This is a genomic window from Promicromonospora sp. NPDC057488 (assembly GCF_042802395.1).
In the GTDB taxonomy this organism is placed as follows: domain Bacteria; phylum Actinomycetota; class Actinomycetes; order Actinomycetales; family Cellulomonadaceae; genus Promicromonospora.
This window is the reverse complement of sequence record NZ_JBHVEG010000059.1, coordinates 1-22,547: the sequence shown is the minus strand read 5'-3', so window position 1 is coordinate 22,547 and position 22,547 is coordinate 1. Positions and strand designations below refer to the sequence as shown.

Genomic DNA, 22,547 nt, shown 5'->3' with positions numbered 1-22,547 from the left:
TGGAGCGATCGGCTCACCGTGGTTAACGTCTACCCGTGATCATGAATCTTCCATCACATATGGGTGTGGTGGACACGGCCGACCGGGTCCGCTCCGGTCGCGAGAGCGCGCGCTCCGTCGCCGAGCGCGCCCTCGCCCGCGCGGACGCCGTGGACCCGGCCGTGCGGTCCCTCGTCTGGCGCGACGACGCCGCCACGCTCGCCGCCGCGGACGCCGTCGACCGCGCCCAGGCCGCCGGCGCGGACCTGCCGCCGTTCGCCGGGGTGCCGATCACGATCAAGGACACCTTCGCCGTCGCCGGGCAGCCCTGGACCCGGGGCTCCCTCGCGATCGACGACACCCCCGCCGCCACCACGGACCTGCTGCCCGCGGCGGCGCTCGCCGCGGGGTTCGTGCAGCTCGGGCGCGCGGCCACGCCGGAGCTGGCCATGACGACGTCCTGCGAGAGCCCGCGCTCCGGCGTGACGCACAACCCGTGGGACCTGGGCCGCTCCCCCGGCGGGTCGAGCGGCGGGTCCGCCGCGGCCGTCGCCGCCGGGATCGTCCCGGTGGCGCTGGCGAGCGACGGCGGCGGCTCGCTGCGCGTCCCGGCCGCGTTCTGCGGCCTGGTGGGCCTCAAGCCCGGCCGCGGCCTGCTGCCCCAGCGTGTGCAGGGCTGGGAGGGCGGCGCCACGGAGGGCGTGGTGACGCGCACCGTGCGCGACACCGCCGCCGTCGTGACGCACCTGGCCGCCCCCGACCCGCTCGCGTGGTCGCGCGGCCCCGCCGCCCCCGACTTCCTCGCGACGCTCGACGACGCGCCCGGCCCGCTGCGGGTCGGCCTGCTCACGCGCTCCTGGGACCCGCGTATCCACGTCGACGCCGCGTGCACCGCCGCGGTCGAGGACGTCGCCGACGTGCTCCGTTCGCTCGGGCACACCGTCGTCACGCTCGACGCCCACGAGGGCGGCGCCGAGCTCATGGACCTGTACCCGGGCGTCGTCATCCCGGCGTGGCTGCAGCAGACGCCGTTGGACCACCCCGAGCGCCTGCAGCCGTACATCCGGCGGGTCATGGACCAGGGGGACGCGCTCGGCGCGGCCGACTACGTGCGCGGCGCCGTCCGGATGCGCGCCCTGGCCCGCACCGTCACGGAGTCCCTGTTCCACGCCGCCGACGTCGTCCTGACGCCGACGACGGCGACCCGTGTGCCCGCGAACGGCGTCGTCCTCGCCGAGCTGACCCGGCAGGCGCCGTCGCGCGAGTCGGTCGTCTACGAGCGCACGCTCGCGTTCACCACCGTCCCGAGCGTGCTCGGCACGCCCGCCCTGACCCTGCCCACCCACCTGGACGTCGACGGCCTGCCGCTCGGCACCCAGCTCGTCGCGCCGCAGGGTGGCGAGGGGCTCCTCCTGCGGCTCGGCCAGGTCCTGGAACGGCACTACGCCTGGGACCACCGCCTGCCGCCCCACCACCCCGAAGGAACGAGACAACGATGACCTCCCGCTCCACGCGCCGGACCACCCGGCCCCTGACCCGCACGCTCGCCGTGACCACGGCCCTCACGCTGACCGGCGCGCTCGCCGCCTGCTCGGCCGGCGGGGGCGACGACGCGTCCGGCGACGGGTCCGGCAAGACCCTCAAGGTCGCGGTGTACGCCGGGTCCTGGGGCGAGTCGTTCGCCAAGGCCTTCGTCGAGCCGTTCGAGGAGGAGACGGGCGCGACCGTCGAGCTGGTGCCCGGCGGCCCCGCCGACTGGCTCACCGCGCTGCGCTCCACGAAGGGCGGCACGCCCGCCTACGACGTCGTCGCGTTCACGCCCAACGTCATCCCGAGCGCCGTGTCCGCCGGCGTCGTCGCCGAGCTCGACACCGCCCAGATCGAGCAGTTCGACCAGCTCAACGAGGTGCTCGCCGAGCAGAGCAACGTGGGCGGCACCCAGTACGGCGTGCCGCTGACCGTCGGCTCCACGGGCATCGCGTACCGCACCGACAAGGTGGACGAGCCGCCGACCGACTGGTCCGACCTGCTCGACCCGGCCTACTGCGGCCACGTCGCCGTCTCGCCGCTGACCTTCAACACCGGCGTCGAGTTCCTCGCGGGCCTGATCAACGAGGCCGGCGGCACCATCACCAACCCGGACGACGTCGACGCCGCGTTCGAGCAGCTCGAGACCCTCAAGGACTGCGCCTCGACGTTCCCGGCCGACGGCACCAGCGTCGAGACCGCGCTCTCCAACGGCGACGCGTGGGTCGCGGCGCACTGGGACGGCCGCGCGTTCGTGCAGCAGAACGCGGGTGAGCCCATCGGGTTCGCCTACCCGGCCTCGGGCTCCGTGGGCGCCCTGACCTCCCTGTTCGTCACCGAGGGCACCGAGCAGGAGGAGCTGGCGTACACGTTCCTCGACTACGTGGCCTCCAGCGAGTACCAGCCCGTCTTCTCCGAGGGCACCTGGTACGCCGCCTCCAACGACCAGAACGAGTACCCCGCGCAGTTCGACGGGCAGATCACCAGCGGCCAGGGCGCGTACGACGACTTCGTGTGGGTCGACTACGAGACCATCACCCCGCAGCTGCCCGACCTGCAGGCGCGCTGGCAGGAGATCTTCGGCTGATGACCGCTACCCAGGGCCGCGTCGAGATCCGCGGGCTCAGCGTCGGCTACGGCGGCGACCCCGTGCTGGAGCTCGACGAGCTGACCATCGAGGCGGGCGAGTTCCTGTCCGTGCTCGGCCCGTCGGGCTGCGGCAAGTCCACGCTGCTGTCCGTGCTCGCCGGGTTCGTCACGCCCACCACGGGGACGGTCCTGATCGACGGCGAGGACGTCACCCACGTGGCGCCCAACCGCCGCGAGACGGGGCTCGTCTTTCAGAGCTACGCGCTGTTCCCGCACATGACGGTGCGGCGCAACCTGGAGTACGGGCTGCGCACCCGCCGCGTGGCGAAGGCCGAGCGGGACGAGCGCGTGCGCGACGCCCTGAAGCTGGTCGACCTCGCGGACTTCGCCGACCGCTACCCGCAGCACCTCTCCGGCGGGCAGCAGCAGCGCGTCGCCATCGCCCGCGCGCTGGTCACGCGGCCGCGCGTGCTGCTGCTCGACGAGCCGCTGTCCAACCTCGACGCCAAGCTGCGCCGCCAGATGCGGCACGAGCTGCGCGAGCTGCAGCGCGAGGTCGGCACCACCACCGTGTTCGTCACGCACGACCAGGCGGAGGCGCTCGCGCTGTCCGACCGGGTCGCGCTGCTCGCGCACGGCGACCTGGAGCAGCTCGGCACCCCCGAGGAGCTCTACCGCACCCCGCGCACCCGGTTCGCCGCCGACTTCGTGGGCGCCGCGAACCTCCTCCCGGTGCACGACGGCGACGGCGGGCCCGTGGTGCTGGGGCGGCCGGTCCGGCTCGGGGCCGGTTCCGGTGCCACCGTCGCCCTGCGGCCCGAGCACGTGCGGGTCGTCGAGGCGGGCGGCGACGCCGCGCCCGCGACCGTGCTGTCCGTCGGGTTCGCCGGCGAGCGCTACGAGTACCGGCTGCGCACCGCGGACGGCACCGAGCTGCTCGCCAGCCCCGCCGACGGCGGCCGGCGCTTCGCCGAGGACGAGCCGGTCGGCCTCACCTGGTCCGACGACGCGCTGCTGCCCCTCGGGGCGGCCTGACGTGGCGGCCACCCGCACCAGGTCCCCCTCCCGTTCGCGCTCGCGCGACCTGCGCGGGCACGTCGCCGCGATCGTGCCCACGGCGTTCGTCGTGGTCGCGTTCCTGGTGCCCCTGATCGGGCTGCTCCTGCTCAGCCTGCGCCCCACCGACACGATGAACAACGTGCTGCCCGGGTTCACCGGCGCGCAGTACGCCGAGGTGTTCGGCACGTCCTACCTGTGGGGCTCCGTGGTCGAGAGCCTCTGGCTCGCCGTCCGGGTGAGCCTGACGTGCCTCGTCCTGGCGTTCCCGCTCGCCTGGTACCTGGCGCGCTCGACGTCGTCCGTGGGCAAGTCCCTGGTCTTCGTCATCACACTCTCGCCGCTGCTGACGAGCGAGGTCGTGCGGTCCTTCGGCTGGCGCGTCGTCATGTCCGGCGAGGGGCCCGTGAACGTGACGCTCCAGGCGCTCGGGCTGGTCGACGAGTCCCTGCCGCTGCTGCGCTCGCCGTGGACGGTGTTCCTCGCCGTCGTGCACGTGCTGCTGCCGTTCGCGGTGCTGGCCCTGTCCGCCTCGCTCGGCACGATCGACAACCGGCTGCTGCAGGCGTCGGCCGACCTGGGCGCGGGCGCGCTGCGCACGTTCCGGTCCGTGGTGCTGCCGCTGGCCACCCCGGGCATCGTGGCCGCCACCGTCATCGTCTTCTCGCTGAGCATGGGCGTGTACGTGACGCCGCTGCTCGTGGGCGGCGCCAACCAGTCCCTGGCCGGGCTGCGCATCCAGACCGAGGCCATGGTCGCGTTCGACCAGCCCCGCGCCGCCGCCCTGAGCTTCGTGCTGCTCGCCGTCACGCTCGCGGTCTGCGGCCTCGTCGGCCTGCTGGGCCGCCTCGCCGAGAGGGGTCGTCGTGCCTGACCGTCCTGTCGTCCGCCTCACCGGCGCCGGGCGCGCCCGCGCCCGCCGCGCGCTGACGCTGGTGCCCGTGGTGCTCGTCTGCGCCTTCCTGCTGCTGCCGCTCCTGGTGGTCGCGCTGAGCTCCTTCAACGCCGCGAACAACTTCCGGTTCCCGCCGGAGGGCCTGAGCCTGCGCTGGTACGCCGAGGTGTTCGGCTCCGCGCAGTGGCTCGACTCCCTGGGGTACTCGCTGCGGGTCGCGCTGCTCGTGGTGCCCGTCGTCGTCGTGCTGGGCACGCTCGGCGGGTACGCCGTCGGCGCGGGGAACTTCCCCGGACGGCGCGCGCTCGGCCTGCTGTTCCTGTCCCCGATGGCGGTGCCCGGCGTGATGGTCGGCCTGGCGCTGCTCTACCAGCTCCAGCGCACCGGGCTGGTCGGCTCGGCGCAGGGCCTGTGGCTCGCGCACCTGGTCGTCACGTTCCCGTTCTGCGTGCGGGTCGTCGCGGTGAGCGCCGCGGCGCTCGACCCCGCGCTCCCCCGCGCCGCCCGGTCGCTCGGGGCGTCGCCGCTGCGCACCTTCCTGACCGTCACCGTGCCGCTGATGCGGCCGGGGATCGTCGCCGGGGCGTTCCTGGGCGCCGTCATCTCGCTCGGCGAGGTCGCGGTGTCCGTGCTGGTGGCCGGGGCCGGCGAGGCCACCGTCCCCGTGCGCATCTACTCCGCGGTGCAGGTCCAGCTCGAACCCACCGTCGCGGCCGTCTCGACGCTCCTGCTGCTGGTCAGCGTCGTGACCATCGCCGTGCTCGACCGCACCATCCACGTCTCGAGGTTCCTGTAGACCATGTCATCCTCCGCGGCTGTTCCCGCAGGCCGACGTCGCTGGCGCATCGGCATCGACGTCGGCGGCACGTTCACCGACCTGGTGGCCGTGCCCGGTGACGACACCTCCTGGTCGCTGGCCGACGCCGTCACGCACAAGGTGCCCAGCACGCCGCACGACCCCTCCGAGGGTGTCGAGACGGGGCTGGCCCAGCTCCTGGAACGCGGGATCGCCGTCGAGGACGTCGCCGCCGTCGCGCACGGCACCACGATCGGCCTGAACGCGATCCTGCAGGGCCGGGTGGCCCGGGCCGCGCTGGTGACCAGCGCGGGCCACCGGGACGTGCTGCAGATCGCCCGCGCCCGCATGCCGCGCTCGTTCGACCTGCACGCCACGCCCGGGCGGCCCATCGTGCCGCGCGAGCACGTGCTGGAGGTGGCGCACCGGTTCGCCGCGGACGGCGCCGCCGTCGGTACCGGCGTGGACGACGCCGAGCTGGCCCGGCTCGTGGAGCGCCTGACCGCGCTCGCGCCCGAGGTCGTCGCCGTGAGCCTCGTGGGTGGGTACGCCGCGCGCGAGGCCGAGCAGCAGCTGGCCGACCGGCTGGCCGCCGCCCTGGACGTCCCGGTGACGTCGGCGGCCGCGGTGTGGCCCGAGGCCGGCGAGTACGAGCGCACCACGCTCGCGCTCCTCGACGCCCAGATCACGCCGCTGATGACCGGCTACTTCACCGCGCTGCGCGAGCGCCTGCACCGCCTGCGGGTCGATGCCCGGGTGTACATCACGACGTCGAACGGCGGCTCTGTCTCGATCGAGTCGGCGATGCGCCGGCCCGTGCAGACGGTGCTGTCGGGGCCGGCGGGCGGAGTGTCCGCCGCCGCGACGGCCTGGCCGGGCACGGACATGGTCACGGTGGACATGGGCGGCACGAGCAGCGACATCGGCGTGCTGCGCGGCGGCCGCCCGGTGCTCACCACGACGGCGACCGTGGGGCCGCACCCGCTGATGACGCCCGTCGTCGAGGTGTCGGCGATCGGCGCGGGCGGCGGCTCCGTGATCAGCGCCGACCGCTCCGGCGCCCGGCCCGTGCTGCGCGTGGGCCCGGCGAGCGTCGGCGCCGTGCCCGGCCCGGCCGCCTACGGCGCGGGCGGCACGCAGCCCGCGCTGACCGACGCCTACGTGCACGCCGGGGTGATCGACCCGGCGACGTTCCTGGGCGGCACGTTCCCGCTGCGCGCGGACCTCGCGACGTCGGCGCTGGCCGGGGTCGCGACGGACCTGGGCGAGGGTTCGACCGAGAACGACACGGGGCCCGACGGCGTGGTCGACGCCGCGCTGCGGGTCGCGTCGGTCGGCATGGCCGCGCGCCTGCGGACGGTGCTGGCCGCGCACGGCGAGGTGCCCGAGCGGTACACGTTCGTGGCGTTCGGCGGCGCCGGCGGCACGCACGCCGCGCTGCTGGCCGACGAGGTCGGCGTCCGCCGCGTGCTGGTGCCCGCGGCCGCCGGGACGTTCTGCGCGCTCGGCGCGGCGATCGCCCCGATCCGCCGCGACGTGGCACGCACGGTCCGCACCGTGGTGGCCGAGCGGAACCTGGACGCGCTGACGACGTCGGCCGCGGAGCTGGAGCGGGAGGTGCTCGACTGGCTGCGCACGCAGGACGTCGCGGCGACCGGGACCGTCACGCTCAGCGCCGACCTGCGGTACGCGGGCCAGCCGACGACGCTGGAGGTCGTGCTCGCCGAGCGGTCGACCGAGGTGGGCTCGGCCGAGCCGCTGCGCCTGGCGGTCGAGCCGGTGCTGCGGCGGTTCGCCGAGCAGCACGACAAGGTGCACGGGTTCACCGACACGACCGCGGTCGTGCGCGCCGAGACGCTGCGCGCGAGCGTGAGCGTGCGCCTCGGCGAGGTGCGGTCCGGGCACGGCGGTGCGGCGTTCGTGAAGACCGGTGCGCGCGACGTCCGCTACGACGGGACGCCGCGCCCGGCGAGCGTGCACACGCTCGGGCCCGACGGCGAGGTGTCGGTGACCGGCCCCGCCGTGATCGAGAAGGCGGACACGACGGTGCTCGTGCCGGCCGGGTGGACCGCGACGAGCGACGACGGCGGGAACCTGCACCTGGTGCGGGACGTCACTGACAACGGGGAGGGCTGAGCCGTGCTGACGACGGTCGAGAAGGACGTCGCCCACACGCGGCTGCAGGCCGCGGTCGAGGAGATGTGCCTGACCCTGCGGCGGGCGAGCCGCAGCCTGTACGTGCGGGACGCCGCCGACTTCGCGTGCGCCGTCGCCGACCTGTCGGGCCGGTTCGTCGCGTACCCGCAGGACGTGGGCGTCTCCGGCTTCGTGGGCCTGGACCTGACGCCCGCGATCGAGGCGGCGACCGCCGGCGGCCCGCTGGCCCCGGGCGACGTCCTGCTGACGAACGACCCGTACCTCTCGGGCGGGCTGTCGACGCACCTGCCCGACGTGCACGCGATCGCGCCGTTCTTCGACGGCGACGAGCTGGTCGGCTACGGCTGGGCGTTCGTGCACGTGTCCGACGTCGGCGGGCGCGTGCCCTCCTCCGTCAGCGTGCTGAACGACTCCGTCTTCGCCGAAGGGCTACGGATTCCGCCCCTGCGGTACGTGCGGGCCGGGACCGTGGTGCCCGAGGTCGAGGCGATCCTCGCGGCCAACTCCCGCACGCCCGAGGCCAACCGGGGCGACCTGCACGCCATGCTCGCCGCGCTGGACACCGGGCGGCGCCGGGTCAGCGAGCTCACCGCTGACCTGGGCCCGACCGGGTTCGCCGACGTCGGCACGTTCGCGCGCGAGCAGAGTGCCGCGCGCGCCCGCAGCGCCCTGCGCACCCTGGCCGACGGCACCTACCGCTTCGAGGACTACCTCGACAACGACGGCGTCAGCGGCGTGCCGCTGCGCGTGGTCGTCACCGCGACGGTCGACGACGGCGCCGTGCACCTGGACCTCACGGGCACCGACCCGCAGGTCGAGGCGGCGCTGAACATGGTGACGTTCGGGCGCGCGCACTCCTGGGTCGTCACGCGGATCTTCGCGCTGATCGGCACGCTCGACCCGGCGGTGCCGCTCAACGGCGGGCTGATGGACGTCATCGGCTTCACCGCGCCCGAGGGCACGCTGCTCAACGCGACCGGCACCGCCGCGACCGGCGTGCGGCACGCCACGACGTCACGGGTCAACGACGTCGTGTCCGGGGCGCTGGTCCAGGCCGCGCCCGAGGTGCTGCCCGCGGCGTCGAGCGGCCTCGTGGTGCCGGTCGTGTTCGCGGCAGCCGACGGGTCCCGGGTGGACGTCGTCGAGCCCATGGTCGGCGGCACGGGCGCCCGGTTCGGGGCCGACGGCGCCGACGGGCGCGACTCCGGCATCTCCAACCTCTCCAACAACCCGGTCGAGACCGTCGAGGCGAACGTGAGCGTGCGCGTGCTGCGGTACGCACTGCGCACCGACTCCGGCGGCGCCGGGCAGTGGCGCGGCGGCTCCGGCCTGGAGCTGGAGTTCGAGGCGCTCACCGACGGCGGGCTGCTGGCGCGCGGGCTGGAGCGCCTGCGGTTCCGGCCCTGGGGCTTCGCCGGTGGCCGGCCGGGCGCGCTCACCGAGCTCGTCGTCAACGAGGGCCAGCCTGACGAGCGGCGGCTGTCCGTCGTCGACGTGCACCCGCTGCGCGCGGGCGACCGCGTCGTGCTGCGGACCTCCGGCGCGGGCGGGTACGGCGACCCGCTGGAGCGGGACGAGGACGCCGTGCTGGCCGACGTCGCCGCGGGGCTCGTCACGGTGGACGCGGCGCTGGAGGCGTACGGCGTGATCGTGCGGGACGGTGCGGTGGACGTCGCCGCGACCGCGGCGGAGCGGACGGGGCGTTCCGTTTCGGGGGAACGGAACGACGGTTCCATTCCGGGCGAACGGACGGGGCGTTCCGTTTCGGCGGAACGGACGCACTCCCTCGGTCCCGAGCGCGAGCGCTGGGAGCGGGTCTTCCCGTCCGCGCTCGCCGACCAGCTCGACGCCTACCTGCGCACGCTGCCCACGACGACGCGCGCCGCGCGCCGCCGGGAGGTGCTCGGCGGCGTGCTCGCGGGGCTGCCGGAGCGGTTCCCGGGCGTCGCCGCCTCCGAGGATGAGCTCGTCGCGGCCGAGAAGGCGTTCGCCGAGGCGGTTGTGGCAGCGGCAGCCACGACCGCGTGAACGAGCGGGAACCGGCGTCGTTCGACGCCGTGATCGTCGGCGGCGGCCCGCGGGCCGTCGCCGTGGTCGCCCGGCTGGCCGCGCGACGTCGGCCCGACGCACCCTGGGGCTCCGGCCCGGACGACACCCTGCCCGTGCTGAGCGTCGCCGTCGTCGACCGGGTGGAGGTCGGCGCCGGGGCGACGTGGCGCACCGACCAGTCGCCGCTGCTCCTGAACAACACGTGGGCGGCGCGCACCACCGTGCACGCCGACGCCACGACGCCGATGACCGGGCCCGTCGTGACCGGTCCGGACCTCGTCGACTGGGCGCGTGCCGAGCCGCTGACCGGCTGGGCCCGGGACGAGGCGCGCGGGCTCGGTCCCGGCTCGTACCCGACGCGGCGACTCCAGGGCGCCTACTACCTGGAGCAGCTCGACGAGGCCGCGCGCCGCGGGAACGTCGAGGTGGTGCCGGTACACGGCACGGTGGTGGACGTGCGCGCGCCCCGGGCCGGACTGCGGGAGGTCGTGCTCGCCTCGGCCGAGCCGGGAGCGAGCGCCGCGACCCTGACGGCACCCGTCGTCGTCCTCGCGCAGGGCATGATCCAGGCCCGCCGCTCCCCGCAGACCGAACGGTTCGCGGACGCCGCCCGCGCGCACGGCCTGGTCTACGTCGAACCGGGCATGCCCGCCGAGCGGGACTGGGCCGCGGTGCCCGCGGGCGAGGACGTGCTGGTCGCGGGGCTCGGCGCCAACTTCTTCGACGTGCTCGCGCTGCTCACGGTCGGCCGGGGCGGCCGGTTCGTCGACGCGCGCACCGGCCTGCCGACCGACGGGTCCGGCCGGTCCTGCGACGACGGCGGAGCCGACGGGCCGCACGCGGGCGACACCCTCCGCTACGTGCCGAGCGGCGCCGAGCCGCACCTGCTCGCGGGGTCGCGGCGCGGGCTGCCGTACCGGGGCAAGGGTGCGCTCGCCGACGGGCTGCCCGCGCCCTACGTGGCGCGGATCGCGACCCGCGAGCGCTTCGCGGCCCTGGCCGAGCGCGCGGCCGGGCGCCCCGTGCTGGACCTGGCGCGCGACGTCTGGCCGCTGATGTCCGCGGAGCTGGTGCTCGCGCACCTCATCGCGCTCGCCGAGCACGACCCGTCCGCCCTGCGCGCGGACGTGACGCCGGACGAGCTCGTACGGCGTCTGGCGGCGGCGACCGATCCGGTCCGCGAGGCGGCTGACCTGGTGCGCGACCCGGCCGACGCCGTCGACCCTGCGCGCGCCGACCGGCCGCCGCTGGTCGACCCGGCGGCTGTCGATCCGAAGGCGTGGCCCGCGTGGGTCGAGGGCTGGGTGCGCGCGGAGCAGGAGTCGGTGTCGTCCCCGCTCACGTCCCCGCGCGCCCGCGTCAACCAGGCCATGGAGACGCTGCGGGGCGAGGTCGCGCGGCTGACCCGAGCCGGCGTCGTCGACGGGGCGTCCCTGGAAGCGTTCGGTGAAGGCGTGCTCATCCCCCTGGGCCTGGCGCTCGCCTCGGGCCCGCCGCCGCGCCGCACGGCGCAGCTCCTCGCGCTCGTGCGGGCCGGGGTGGTCGAGCTGCTCGGCGAGGGCACCACCGTCGAGGTCGTCGACGGCGCGTTCGTCGCCCGCAGCCGGGTGCACGACGCCGTCCGCACGCGCGCCCTGATCGAGACCCGGATGTCGCGAGGCGCGGTGAGCCCGACCGACGACCCGCTCCTGCGCGCGCTCCTCGACTCCGGGCGGGCGCGCCGGCACCCGCTGCCCACGGCGACGGGTAGCACGGTCCCCGCCGAGAGCCTGGACGTGACCCCCGACGGCTTCGCGCTGGTGGACGACGCGGGCGCCGCCGACGACCACGTCGTCGTGCTCGGCATCCCCGCCGAGGCCGTGCAGCGAGGCTCCGCGATCGGGGCGAGCCCGGGCGTGCCGTCCCCGCTGCTCGCGGGGGCGGACGTCGCGGCTGCCCGGATCCTCGGGGCCCTCGACGAGCGGTGGGAGCGGCCCCGGAGCTAGGCCGTGCCGTCCCGGACGGCCCGCCGCACCGACTCGTCGTGCTCGGCGTGGGCCCGGTGCAGGAGGTCCATCAACTCCTCCTCGTCGCGGGCCTTCTGGCGGTACTTCTCGCCGAGGTTCTTGATCGTCGTCTCCTCCTCGCACAGCGCGGCGTAGACCCGGATGCGCTCGGAGTGGTCCGCGGTGTAGCCGAGGTCGAGGTACTCGCTCGCGTGGCGGCGGGCGTTGGAGATCGCGGTCTGCGCCCGCCCCGCCTTGCTCCACAGCGACGCGACCACGGTCACGACGATCACCCCGATGATGACGGTCAGGGACAGGCCCGTGCTGATCTCGAAGACCGGCACCGGCTCGCCGCCGTTGATGAACGGCACGTTGTTCTCGTGCAGGGCGTGGAGCACCAGCTTGACCCCGATGAAGGCCAGGATGATGGCCAGCCCGTACGAGAGGTAGATCAACCGGTCGAGCAGGCCGTCCAGCAGGAAGTAGAGCTGGCGCAGGCCCAGGAGCGAGAACGCCGTGGCCGTGAACACGATGTACACGTCCTGCGTCAGGCCGAAGATCGCGGGGATCGAGTCGAGCGCGAACAGCAGGTCCGTGCCGCCGATCGCGACCATTACCAGCAGCATCGGGGTCAGCGCCCGCTTGCCGTCGTGGATCGTGAACAGCTTGTCGCCGTCGTAGTCCGGGCTCGTATGGAACAGCCTGCGGGCGATCCGCACCGCGATGTTCTCGTCGTGCCGCGACTCCGAGCTCTCCGGCTTGAGCATGTTGCCGGCCGTGATCAGCAGGATCAGGCCGAAGAGGTAGAACACCCAGGCGAACGAGTTGATGAGGGCGGCGCCCAGGAAGATGAAGCCGGTGCGTGCGGCCAGGGAGAACGTGATGCCGAACAGCAGCACCTTCTGCTGGTCCTCCCGCGGCACGCGGAAGCTCGTCATGATGATGAGGAACACGAAGAGGTTGTCGACCGACAGCGCCTTCTCCGTGATGTAGCCGGAGAAGTACTCCGACCCCGGCGCGACGCCGCCCAGCAGCAGCACGCCGACCCCGAACAGCAGCGCGATGCCGACGTAGATCGAGGACCAGATCGCGGCCTCTTTCAGCTCCGGGACGTGCGCCTTGCGGACATGGAAGAAGTAGTCGAAGAGGAGCAGCAGCACGATTGCGGCGATCGTGAGCGTCCAGACGAGCGGCGAGACTTCCATGCGGCCTGCTTTCGGTCGAGGGACACGGCCGCCCGCTGCCCGCGACAAGTTCGGGCGACGAGGTGGGCAGTGTCCGGACGAGGCGAGGCCTCCGAGGGTACTCGCCGGGGGCGGCCGGTTCTCGTCGAAACGCATGGATCTGGCGCGGGGCGCCCAAGCCTCGACGCAGAGCCGGCAACCACCCGCCAGATGTCGCGCTGATCTACGGGGCGTTCACCTGGAGCCGGTCAGGCCCGACGACTGAGCACGGTCACCCGTGGACGCCGAACTCCACCGAGTCTCGTAGGCGAAGGATCTCGGTGGTGAGGCCGGCCCGAAGTCCGTCGTGGTCCGCGCCGAGGGCCGTCCGCGGATCGCTCCAACGCTCGGCCGGGTACAGCCAGACCGGTTTGCCGACGACGTCGGCGGGCTCCCATTCGTAGCGCGGCCAGACGTGGGCGTGCAGGAAAGCATCTGTATTGCCAAGGATCTCGACGTTGACGCGGCGGTATCCGCTGTCACGGGCGGAGCACACGTTCTCGACCGCGCTCGCGACCAGATCAACGTCAGCGAGGTACCGCACGCGTTCGGGGCGCGGCAGATCGGAGAGCCGGTCGACCCCGGGGATCTTGGTGAGCGCCAGCGCGTATCCCGGCAAGAACTGCACATCACCGATCACTGCGAACGAGGAATCGAGCTCAGCCAGGACCGTGGGGTTCCGCCCGTCGATCGCGGCTTGGACCCGATCGTTGCGCCACTCCGTCATGCCGCCTCCATCACTCGTGTAGCCGGCAACCTTACGCACGCGGCCGAGCCCCCAGACCGCGAATGCACCTTCAGCCACCGAGAATCCCCTGGCGGGTTCCGATCCGTGGAAATGCCTCGGCGCGGGGAGTCACGGGTCACGACGTCGTTCATGACCCGGTGAGCTCCAAGACGGTCGCCAGGTCACTCCAGCTTTCGTCGAACAGGGCGATTCTCGTCAGCGGATCAGGCAGGTGAGCGTTGAGTTCACCAAGGATCTTTCCGTAGGTTCGCGCATCGCTCTCGTCCGCATCGAGGCGAAGCAGCCCAGCAATTCGAAGAAGCGTGTCGGGATCGGTTGCCTCAATCTCGGCGAACGATCCCATGGGTGAGGGAAACCGGTCGAGACACACCTCCCAGCCCTCTCCCTTGTACACCGTGCGACGCTTTTCGAGCAGGGCCCGAACGCGGAGCGTGCCGATCTGGGCGCGGAGCGCGGTCAACCACGCCCGCGTGTCGAGCGGCGCACTCGGCACCTCGACGCCTATCCCCGCCAGCCGGTCTACCAGCTCGCTGATGTGGGACGAAGCTCGAAATGCTCGCTCGGAGCCGTCGGCCTCGAACTCGATCTCCTCGTGGTCCTGAAACCGTTGATTCCCGGCGGAAGCTGCTGGACCCGCGATCTTCAGCGTTATCAACATGCTCACGACGTCTTTGCGTCGAACGGTCCTGTGACGCAGGATCACCCCTGCGGCTCGCATCGCGTAATTCTCGGTGTCCACGACGCAGTCAAGTTCCGCACGAGAGCCGAGATACACGCACCCGTCGAGGTCGAGCAGCCGTTCTGTGAGGTCCAGTGCGGTCGACGCACTTCCTATCCGGAACTTCATCTCACACTCGCGCAACCAGTCCCCCTCTTCGTCTTCGCCGAGCGTGTTCCTGCTATGTCGCGCCGACCGTACCGGCCATCCGTCGCCACCCCGACGCCCCACGCTCGAGGCGGTAGGGCCCCGGCGCTCGGGTAGGTGACCCCCATCCGCGAGATCGGCCCGGCGCTTGGTCTTGTCTCCTCTGCATTGCGAGCATCGACGTGGAAGGGGCCGGTTCGCTTCGCGGTCAACGGGGGTCGGACCTCGGGATGCGGATGCCGGCGGCGCGAAGTCTGGACTCGAAGAGCGCCGACAGTCGTGCCATGGCTGGTGTCGGCTTGTCACCGTGGCGGGCGATCATCGCGTACCGGGGCGCGGTGTCGGTCCGTGCCTGCATGCTGGTGACGGTCTTGAGCAGTGCGGGGTCGGCCAGGTAGTGGTCGGACGCATCGGCGGCGAGACGGTCGATGCGGGGGTCGTCCGCCTCCCAGGCCGCGGCTTCGGCGATGCGCCTGGTCAGGGCGATGAGCCTGGTGTCTTGCAGGGCGTGCTCGAACTGGGCGAGGTAGTCGTCGAAGCCTTCGGGGACCAGGGCTCGCGCCAGCACCCAGCCCTCCCTGGTGGCCGCGACCTCGTCCTCGGAGTATCCGAGGCCGAGCATCCGCTCCAGCAGGGCCACGGCGCGGTCGGGCAGCAGCGCCCGGTCGCCGTCGGCGAGGCGGTGCAGCATGGCGCGCCGCGCGGTCAGCTCCGCGATGTGTTCGTCGAGCTGTCGTTCGACCTGGACGAGCGCGGAGGCGAAGAGCGCGGCGTCAGCGTCGAGCAGGGGGCCGATCTCGGCCAGCGGTACGCCGGCGGCGGCCAGGGTCCGGACTTGGACCAGCCTGAGCAGGTCGTCCGATCCGTACCGCCGGTATCCGGAGCCGTCGCGTCGGGGTTCGGTGACCAGGCCGAGCTTGTGGTAGTGCCGCACCGTCTTGATCGTGATGCCGACGAACGCGGCCGCCTGGCCGATCGTGACTCCGTTGTGCATCTGCTCATCCTGCCAAGCCGAATACCTCGTTGAGGAGGCGCTGCTGGGCGCCCTGGAACGCCGCGGCGACGGTGAGGTTCGCGTCGTCCACGCAGTTCAGCGCGGCGGTCAGGGTCTTCGTCCCGTCGGGGGTGGCGTACATGAGCGCCGCGTGGCCCACCGCGGCGCCGTTGTGGGAGATCACGGTGGCACCGTCGTCCGTGGTCAGCACGAACACCCCCAGCCCGTAGCCCATGTTCGGGATGCCCGTCGCACGCGGGGTGAACATCTCCTCGCGCAGCTCGTCCGGGAGGAGCTTGCCGCCGGTGAGCGCGGCGATGAACGTGTGAAGGTCCTCGGTGGTCGAGATCATGTCACCGCCGGCGGAGACCCAGGAGGGGTTCTGGCGGGTGATGTCGACCGTGCGCGGCCCGCCGTCCTCGTCGTACCGATAGTAGGCGTGGGCGTGCGGCTCGGCGATCTCCGCGTCATCCGGGACCACGGTGTGCGACATGCCGAGCGGGGTCAGGATCAGCCGCTGCATCTCGTCGGTAACGGTACGGCCGGTGACCTTCTCGATGAGCAGGCGAGCCAGGACGTAGTTGGTGTTGGAATAGCTCCAGCCCACTCCGGGCTCGAACCGCGCAGGCTTGGACAGCGCGAGCTCGACCAGCTCCTGGGGCCGGTAGGTCTTGAACCGGTTGTTGAGCCACTCCTTGCCGTTGGGGCCGTAAGGGATGGGGATGCCGAACACCATCGAGCCGTCCTCGTAGACCTCGCCGGTGAAGTTGAACAGGCCGCTGGTCTGCTGGAGCAGCATCCGCACCGTGATCCGCTGGTCGATCCCGAACTCAGGCAGGTGGTCCGCGACCGCGTCGTCCAGGCCGATCATGTCCTCGGCCACGAGCTGCAGCACCAGGGTCGCGGTGAAGGTCTTGGTGTTGCTGCCGATCCGGATGTGACCGTCGGCAGGCGGCTTCACGTCCCCGCCGACCTCTGCCGCCCCGGCGGTGCCGACCCACTCGCCCTGCTCGTCGTTGACGCGGACCGACAGCCCGATGATGCCGGGGTCGACGATCGCCTCGATCGCCCGCTGGAGACGGTCGGCGGTCTGGTTGGAAACGGTGGTGGTCATGGTGGTTCGCTCCTTCGAAGCGCTCGATTCTCTTCGGCGTCCTGCCGATGCGAGAACCGTCCACCTTGACCTCAGGTCAAGATCAATCGTGACGTGCGTCACTGGCACCCGGACCAGGGTTCACCCCTACTCCCCCACCGAGAAGATCGTCTCGCGGTAGGACGACGCCACCACCCGCCACTTGTTTGGATGGCCGTCATGAGCGCACCCGACACGGCCCTCGCGGCCTCTCCCTCGACCGGCACCGCCCGCCCCCGCTGGCGGTTCATCGACTCGCTGCGCGGCTTCGCCGTCTTCGGGATCCTGCTGGTCAACGCGGTGGACATCACCAGGCTCGGCATGGCCCACGTGATGGAGGGCGGCGCGCCCATCGACGACCCGGTGCTCGACGCGCTCTACCTCACGGTGCAGACCCGGTTCGTGCCCATCTTCATCTTCCTGTTCGGCATGAGCCTCTGGATCGTGCTCGACGGCGCCCGCGCCCGCTCCTCGCGGCCGGTGCTCGTGCTCGTGCGCCGCCTCGTCGCGCTGTCGGTCATCGGCGGGCTGCTGATGATCGCCTACCCCGGCAACGTGCTGATCGAGTACGGCGTCGTGGGCCTGCTGATGCTGCCCGTCGTCGCGTTCGCGCCCCGCTGGGTCACCCTGGCAGGCGGCGCCGCGCTCACGATCGTGGCCTACGCGATGTTCGGCGGCGGCCTGCCGTCCGTGCCGGGCCTCATCCTGCTCGGCGCGGGGGCCACCGCCTACGGCCTGCCCAAGGCCCTGGAGTCCTCGGGCCGCGTGGTGGCGATCGTGTTCGCCGCAGCCGCAGTGCTGACGGTGCCGGCGCTGGTCTGGCAGCTCAGCACGCCTGGCGGCGACCCCCGCTTCTCGACGGCGGGGTCCGTGGCCGGCCTGGTCATGGCCGTGCTGTACACCACGGGCCTGGCATTACTGTGGCGCACGCCCGCGCGCCGGGTGGTCGCCGCGGTCTTCGAGCCGCTGGGCCGGATGGCGCTGACCAACTACGTGGGCGCGGCGATCGTGGTGGCGCTGGCCGCGCTCGTCGTCGACTTCGGCCACATGACCAGCGCGGCGCCCGTCGTGATCATGTCGGTGGTGCTGATCGCGGTGCAGTCGGTACTCAGCCGGCTGTGGCTCAAGCGCTTCGTCTACGGGCCCGTGGAGTGGCTGTGGCGCACGGCGACTTGGCTCCGGCCCGCGACCATGCGCCGCCGCGTCGCGGCAACCGAACAGGCATAGGCAAACACCTAAAGGGTGTAGGCTGGCCGCATGGCCCGCGCACCCCTGACTCCGGACACGGTGATCGCCGAGGCGGCGGCGCTGGCCGACGAGAGCGGGCTCGACGCCGTCACGCTCTCGGCGGTCGCCCGCCGCCTCGGCGTCCGCACGCCCAGCCTGTACTCCCACGTGCGGGACCACGCCGCGCTGCTGGACGGCGTCAGCGCCGTCGCCCTGGCGGACCTGACCGCCCGCGTCGCCGAGGCGGTCGCGGGCCGGTCGGGCCTGCCCGCGCTCGACGGGCTGGCCCGGGCGCACCGGTCGTTCGCCCGCGAGGCGCCGGGCCGGTGGCAGGCGCTCCAGCGCCGGGCCGGCCCCAGCGTGGTCACCTCCGACGCCGCGCTGTCGATCGTGGCGCTCACCGACGCCGTCCTGCGCGGCTACGACATCCCGCCGGGCGAGCGCGTGCACGTCACCCGCCTGCTCGGCAGCACCATCAACGGGTACCTCACCCTGGAGCGCATCGGCAGCTTCGACCACAGCGAGCCCGCGCCCGACGACTCCTGGGACCGCGCGATCGTCGCCCTCGACGCCCTCCTGCGGGCCTGGCCCGCCGCCCCGGACCAGGCCGCACCGACCGAGAACCCCTGACCAAGGACAGCACCATGCTCAGCACGCCGCTCACCCCGTCCCTCGTGCACGGGGCCGCCGAGGTCGAGACCACGGACCGGGGCCTGCGCCCGCACCGCCTGCCGCAGTGGGCGCGCACCCAGTTCCCCGACCCGCACCTGCTCCTGATGGAGGGCCAGCCCTCCGGCGTCCGCCTCGTCTTCACGACGGCGGCGCGCACCGTCGCGCTCGTGACCCACCCCTCGCGGCTCGCCTACCGCGGCGCGGACCGCCCGCGCGGCAGCGTCGACCTGGTGGTCGACGGCGCCGTCGTGGCGAGCAGCCCGCTCGCCGACGGCGACGTGGTCGAGTCGGACCTGCGGACCGGCGCCACCGAGTTCCGGCCCGGCCCCTCGCACACCACGACCTTCGACGGCCTGCCCGACGGCGACAAGCGGGTCGAGCTCTGGCTGCCGCACAACGAGTCGGTCGAGCTGATCGAGCTGCGCACCGACGCTCCCGTGACCCCCGTCCAGCACCCGGACCGCCGCGTCTGGCTGCACCACGGCAGCTCCATCAGCCACGGCTCCAACGCGAGTACGCCCACCCAGATCTGGCCAGCGATCGCCGCCCGCCTGGGCGACGTCAGCCTGCGCAACCTCGGGCTCGGGGGCAACGCGCTGCTCGACCCGTTCGTCGCTCGCACCATGCGGGACGCCCAGGCCGACCTGATCAGCGTCAAGCTGGGCATCAACGTCGTCAACCTCGACGGGATGCGGCTGCGCACCTTCGTGCCGGCCGTGCACGGGTTCCTCGACACGATCCGCGACGGGCACCCGACCACGCCGCTGCTGCTGGTCTCGGCCATCTTCTGCGGCATCCACGAGGACACGCCCGGCCCGGGCGCCGTCGACCCCGAGACCCTGGGCACCGATCAGGTGCGCTTCCTGGCCACCGGCCGCAGCGAGGAGCAGGCGCAGGGCAAGCTCACGCTGCGGGTCATCCGCGACGCGCTGGCCTCCGTCGTCGAGCACCGCGCCGACCCGAACCTGCACTACCTGGACGGCACCACCCTGTACGGGGCGGACGACGCCGTCGCCCACCCGCTGCCGGATGGGCTGCACCCCGACACCGCCACGCACCGGATCATCGGCGAGCGGTTCGCGGCGCACGCCTTCACGCCGGCGGGTCCGTTCGGGCAGCCGACGTAGCCGACGGCGCGGCGAACTCGGCCGCCGTCACGAACCGCCCGTCCTCGACGCGCACGGTGAGCTCGCCGCCGTCGTCCGCCACCCGGCGGGCGAGGGTGGCCAGCCCGCGCAGCTCCGGCAGCGTGTCGTCCGCCACGCCGTCGTTCACCACGGTGATGCCGTGCCCGGTGAGCTCGATGCGCACCAGCGTGGCCCGCGAGTGCCGCAGGATGTTCGTGGTCGTCTCGCGCAGCACCTGGGCCAGCAGGTCGATCGCCCCGGCGCCGGCCTCGGCCCGCCGGTCCACGCGCACGCGCATGCCGGCCGCCTCCATGAGGTTGCGCGCGTTCTCCAGCTCCGCGGACAGGTTGAGCCGGCGCTGCCCGTAGGCGAGCTCCTTCGTCTGCGCGATCGTGTCGCCCACCAGGGCGTACATCTCGCTCAGCTCCTGCTCCACGCGCGCGGTGTCGCTGTGCACGAGCTTCTGCGCCAGCGCGATCTTCAGCTTGACCACGTGCAGGGTGTGGCCCTGGATGTCGTGCAGGTCGCTCGCGAACCGCATCCGCTCGCGCATGACCGCGAGCTCCGCGTCGCGCTCGCGGGCCTCCTCCAGCTCCGCCATCACGTCGTAGAACCCCTTGTTGGGGAACATCAGGCCGATCAGCACCACGGTGATGCCGGTCGGGATGACGACGGTCGCGAGCAGCTCGGACACCCCGGGGTCGGGGTGGCGGACCAGGCCCAGCGCGCCGACGACGGCGACGTACGCGGCGATCCCGACCGCGGCCGCAGCCCGGTGCCGCGGGAGCTGCGCCACGCTCAGGCCGGCGATGACGGCGAGCGCGTAGTACCCCGCCTGCGGGTCGCCACCGATCACCAGCACGGCGTAGGGCCAGACGGCCCCGGCCACGAGGAGGCAGGGCAGCGCGACCCGGTTGATCTGCCCGACCGTCCAGCGCTCGAAGGCCACGACGACCGCCACGATGCCCAGCCCCAGGACGACGACGTCGAGCGCGGTCTGCGCCTGGCGCACCAGCATGAAGACGCCGACGGCGACCAGCAGGGGCAGCATCATCGACAGGTTGAGCGCGCGGAACCGCCGCCGCGAGACCTGCGTGGAGTCGGGCGACCACGGGGCGGCCGGGAACCGGCGGAGCACCGGGCGAGCAGATCCAGCGGTCATGTGGTGGGTCGTCTCGTCGATCGGCAGGGGCCCTCCCAGTATGGTCGCCGTGGGCCGGCGCAGCAGTGACGCTGCGTCACACGTTCGGCCCACGGATGTCACGGCGGGGACCTGACGCCAGCACACTGTTCGGGGCGGGCCGCAGCGGGTGTGCTTGGGGGCATGACGACAACCCCCGCCATCGACATCGACCGGCTGAACGTCACCTACGGTGACTTCCACGCCGTCAAGGACCTCTCTTTCCAGGTGGAGCAGGGCGAGCTGTACGCGCTGCTGGGCACCAACGGCGCGGGCAAGACCTCGACCCTGGAGGTCGTCGAGGGGCACCGCAAGGCGTCGTCGGGCACGGTGCGCGTGCTCGGCAAGAGCCCGGCCGACCGCCGCGCGGTGCGGCCCCGGATGGGGATCATGCTCCAGGAGAGCGGCTTCTCCCCCGACCTCACCGTCGCCGAGACGGTCCGGCTGATCGGCCGGCTCAGCGGGCGCACCGACTCGGAGCGGCGGGTGCTGGGCGTCGTCGACCTGACCGGCAAGGCCGTAACGCGGGTCTCCCAGCTCTCGGGCGGCGAGAAGCGCCGGCTGGACTTCGCCACGGCGGTGTACGGGCGGCCCGAGCTGATCTTCCTGGACGAGCCCACGACCGGGCTCGACATCCAGTCCCGCGACGCGCTGTGGGACGCCGTCGAGCAGCTGCGCCACGACGGCTCAACCATCGTGCTGACCACGCACTACCTGGAGGAGGCGCAGCAGCGCGCCGACCGCATCGGGCTGATGCACCGCGGCACGTTCCGCCACGAGGGCACGGTCGCAGAGCTGACGCGCACCCTGCCGGCGGCCATCCAGTTCTCGCTGCCGCCGGGGGCGCCCGCGCCGCTGGTGCAGGCCGGGCCGGGGCCTGACGGCTCGTACCTCATCGAGACGTTCGAGCTGCAGTCCGACCTGAAGCAGCTCCTGGACTGGGCCCACGCGCACGACGTCGAGCTGCGCGGCCTGTCCGCCGCGCCCACCCGGCTCGACGACGTGTTCCGCGCCATCGACGCCGAGCCCGTCCCCGCCTGAGCCCCCGATACGACGAGAAACGGAAACCACCCGCCATGCTCTCCATCGCACGCAGCGAGCTCACCCAGATCTTCCGCAACCGGGCGGTGCTGATCACCAGCCTCATCATGCCCGTGGCGGTCGCCGTCTTCTTCATCCGGTTCCGCGAGACGTTCGGGCAGATCGGCAGCCTGGGCTACATCGGGGCGGTGATCGTCTTCACCATCGCGGCGTTCAGCCTCTACGCGACCACCGTGACCACGCTGGCCGCGCGGCGCCAGGACCTCTTCCTCAAGCGGCTGCGCTCCACCGCGGCGAGCGACGCGTCCATCCTGACCGGCCTGGTGCTGCCGATCAGCGCCATCTCCATGGTCCAGGTCGCCGTGATCCTCGGCGTGTTCGCCGGCCTCAGCGACGGGCCCGCCGACGTCCCGCTCCTGCTGCTCGGCGTCGTCGCGACGTTCGTGATGATGCTCGCCCTGGGACTGGCCACGGCCGGGATCACCAACTCCCCCGAGCACGCCCAGGTCACCTCGCTGCCCCTGACCCTGGGCGTCGTCGCGGTGACGAGCTGGGTCGGGATCACCGGCACGGAGGACCTCCCGCTGCTCAAGCGGCTCCTGCCCGGTGGGGCGGCCACCGAGCTGATCGTCAACGCCTGGAACGGCGGGGTGCCGCTGGGCGACTCGCTGCTCCTGCTCGGGCCGACGCTCGGCTGGGTCGTCGTGGCCGTCACGCTCGCCCTGCGGATGTTCCGCTGGGAGCCGCGGCACTGAGGCTGCCCGGACAGCGGTGCGCCCCGCCGTCGGCTCCCTTTCCGGGGGCC

General features: G+C 73.0%; 19 protein-coding genes. 13 read left to right on the top strand and 6 right to left on the bottom strand.

The window, feature by feature from the left end; all coding sequences use genetic code 11:
* The first annotated feature begins 41 nt into the window (after window positions 1-41).
* From ACFU5G_RS14180 to ACFU5G_RS14145, 8 genes are read left to right on the top strand one after another with little or no spacing between them, the layout of a single operon-like run.
* Window positions 42-1,478, top strand: a complete 1,437-nt coding sequence (locus ACFU5G_RS14180) for an amidase (protein WP_377245470.1) — start codon at window positions 42-44, stop codon at window positions 1,476-1,478.
* Window positions 1,475-2,593, top strand: a complete 1,119-nt coding sequence (locus tag ACFU5G_RS14175) for a PotD/PotF family extracellular solute-binding protein (RefSeq protein WP_377245437.1) — start codon at window positions 1,475-1,477, stop codon at window positions 2,591-2,593. Before ACFU5G_RS14180 ends, ACFU5G_RS14175 begins: the two co-directional genes overlap by 4 nt.
* Window positions 2,593-3,630, top strand: coding sequence for an ABC transporter ATP-binding protein (locus tag ACFU5G_RS14170; RefSeq protein WP_377245434.1), 1,038 nt, complete (start codon window positions 2,593-2,595; stop codon window positions 3,628-3,630). The genes ACFU5G_RS14175 and ACFU5G_RS14170 overlap by 1 nt, the downstream gene beginning before the upstream one ends.
* 1 nt (window position 3,631) lies before the next feature.
* A complete protein-coding gene (locus tag ACFU5G_RS14165) occupies window positions 3,632-4,525 on the top strand; it encodes an ABC transporter permease (RefSeq protein ID WP_377245431.1) in 894 nt (297 codons plus the stop codon).
* Window positions 4,518-5,342: an ABC transporter permease gene (locus ACFU5G_RS14160; RefSeq protein ID WP_377245428.1), complete on the top strand. Its 825-nt coding sequence runs from the start codon at window positions 4,518-4,520 to the stop codon at window positions 5,340-5,342. Before ACFU5G_RS14165 ends, ACFU5G_RS14160 begins: the two co-directional genes overlap by 8 nt.
* Window positions 5,343-5,345: 3 nt before the next feature.
* The gene (locus ACFU5G_RS14155) at window positions 5,346-7,478 is read left to right on the top strand and encodes a hydantoinase/oxoprolinase family protein (protein WP_377245425.1); all 2,133 of its coding nucleotides are present in this window, start codon (window positions 5,346-5,348) and stop codon (window positions 7,476-7,478) included.
* A gap of 3 nt (window positions 7,479-7,481) precedes the next feature.
* Window positions 7,482-9,527 (top strand): hydantoinase B/oxoprolinase family protein, encoded by a 2,046-nt coding sequence (locus ACFU5G_RS14150; protein ID WP_377245422.1) that lies wholly within the window; start codon window positions 7,482-7,484, stop codon window positions 9,525-9,527.
* A complete protein-coding gene (locus tag ACFU5G_RS14145) occupies window positions 9,524-11,533 on the top strand; it encodes an FAD/NAD(P)-binding protein (RefSeq protein WP_377245419.1) in 2,010 nt (669 codons plus the stop codon). The genes ACFU5G_RS14150 and ACFU5G_RS14145 overlap by 4 nt, the downstream gene beginning before the upstream one ends.
* Here ACFU5G_RS14145 and ACFU5G_RS14140 read toward each other — a convergent pair.
* The 5 genes from ACFU5G_RS14140 to ACFU5G_RS14120 form a co-directional block, all read right to left on the bottom strand.
* Window positions 11,530-12,738, bottom strand: a complete 1,209-nt coding sequence (locus ACFU5G_RS14140; RefSeq protein ID WP_377245416.1) for a TerC family protein — start codon at window positions 12,736-12,738, stop codon at window positions 11,530-11,532. The two genes, ACFU5G_RS14145 and ACFU5G_RS14140, sit on opposite strands and share 4 nt — an antisense overlap.
* 250 nt (window positions 12,739-12,988) lie before the next feature.
* The gene (locus tag ACFU5G_RS14135) at window positions 12,989-13,561 is read right to left on the bottom strand and encodes an HIT family protein (RefSeq protein WP_377245413.1); all 573 of its coding nucleotides are present in this window, start codon (window positions 13,559-13,561) and stop codon (window positions 12,989-12,991) included.
* Between the two features lie 70 nt (window positions 13,562-13,631).
* The gene (locus ACFU5G_RS14130) at window positions 13,632-14,351 is read right to left on the bottom strand and encodes a hypothetical protein (RefSeq protein WP_377245410.1); all 720 of its coding nucleotides are present in this window, start codon (window positions 14,349-14,351) and stop codon (window positions 13,632-13,634) included.
* A 226-nt stretch (window positions 14,352-14,577) separates the two neighbouring features.
* Entirely contained in the window at window positions 14,578-15,363 is a 786-nt protein-coding gene (locus ACFU5G_RS14125) for a MerR family transcriptional regulator (RefSeq protein ID WP_377245407.1), read from the bottom strand.
* A 4-nt stretch (window positions 15,364-15,367) separates the two neighbouring features.
* Entirely contained in the window at window positions 15,368-16,477 is a 1,110-nt protein-coding gene (locus tag ACFU5G_RS14120; protein WP_377245404.1) for a serine hydrolase domain-containing protein, read from the bottom strand.
* Window positions 16,478-16,675: 198 nt separating this feature from the next.
* Between ACFU5G_RS14120 and ACFU5G_RS14115 the strand changes: the two genes are divergently transcribed.
* From ACFU5G_RS14115 to ACFU5G_RS14105, 3 genes are read left to right on the top strand one after another with little or no spacing between them, the layout of a single operon-like run.
* Window positions 16,676-17,722 carry a DUF418 domain-containing protein gene (locus ACFU5G_RS14115; protein WP_377245401.1) on the top strand — a complete coding sequence of 349 codons (1,047 nt, stop codon included), beginning with the start codon at window positions 16,676-16,678 and terminating at the stop codon, window positions 17,720-17,722.
* Window positions 17,723-17,752: 30 nt separating this feature from the next.
* Window positions 17,753-18,352, top strand: a complete 600-nt coding sequence (locus tag ACFU5G_RS14110) for a TetR/AcrR family transcriptional regulator (RefSeq protein WP_377245398.1) — start codon at window positions 17,753-17,755, stop codon at window positions 18,350-18,352.
* A gap of 14 nt (window positions 18,353-18,366) precedes the next feature.
* Window positions 18,367-19,521, top strand: coding sequence for an SGNH/GDSL hydrolase family protein (locus ACFU5G_RS14105; protein WP_377245395.1), 1,155 nt, complete (start codon window positions 18,367-18,369; stop codon window positions 19,519-19,521).
* On the opposite strand, the gene ACFU5G_RS14100 is transcribed toward ACFU5G_RS14105, so the two are convergent.
* On the bottom strand, window positions 19,487-20,683 hold the full coding sequence (locus ACFU5G_RS14100) for a sensor histidine kinase (protein WP_377245392.1): 1,197 nt from the start codon (window positions 20,681-20,683) through the stop codon (window positions 19,487-19,489). The two genes, ACFU5G_RS14105 and ACFU5G_RS14100, sit on opposite strands and share 35 nt — an antisense overlap.
* A gap of 162 nt (window positions 20,684-20,845) precedes the next feature.
* Here ACFU5G_RS14100 and ACFU5G_RS14095 point away from each other — a divergent pair, with 162 nt between their 5' ends.
* Together ACFU5G_RS14095 and ACFU5G_RS14090 are read left to right on the top strand one after the other, a co-directional pair.
* On the top strand, window positions 20,846-21,742 hold the full coding sequence (locus ACFU5G_RS14095; protein ID WP_377245389.1) for an ABC transporter ATP-binding protein: 897 nt from the start codon (window positions 20,846-20,848) through the stop codon (window positions 21,740-21,742).
* 35 nt (window positions 21,743-21,777) lie between these two features.
* Window positions 21,778-22,497, top strand: a complete 720-nt coding sequence (locus ACFU5G_RS14090; RefSeq protein ID WP_377245385.1) for an ABC transporter permease — start codon at window positions 21,778-21,780, stop codon at window positions 22,495-22,497.
* Window positions 22,498-22,547 lie beyond the last annotated feature (50 nt).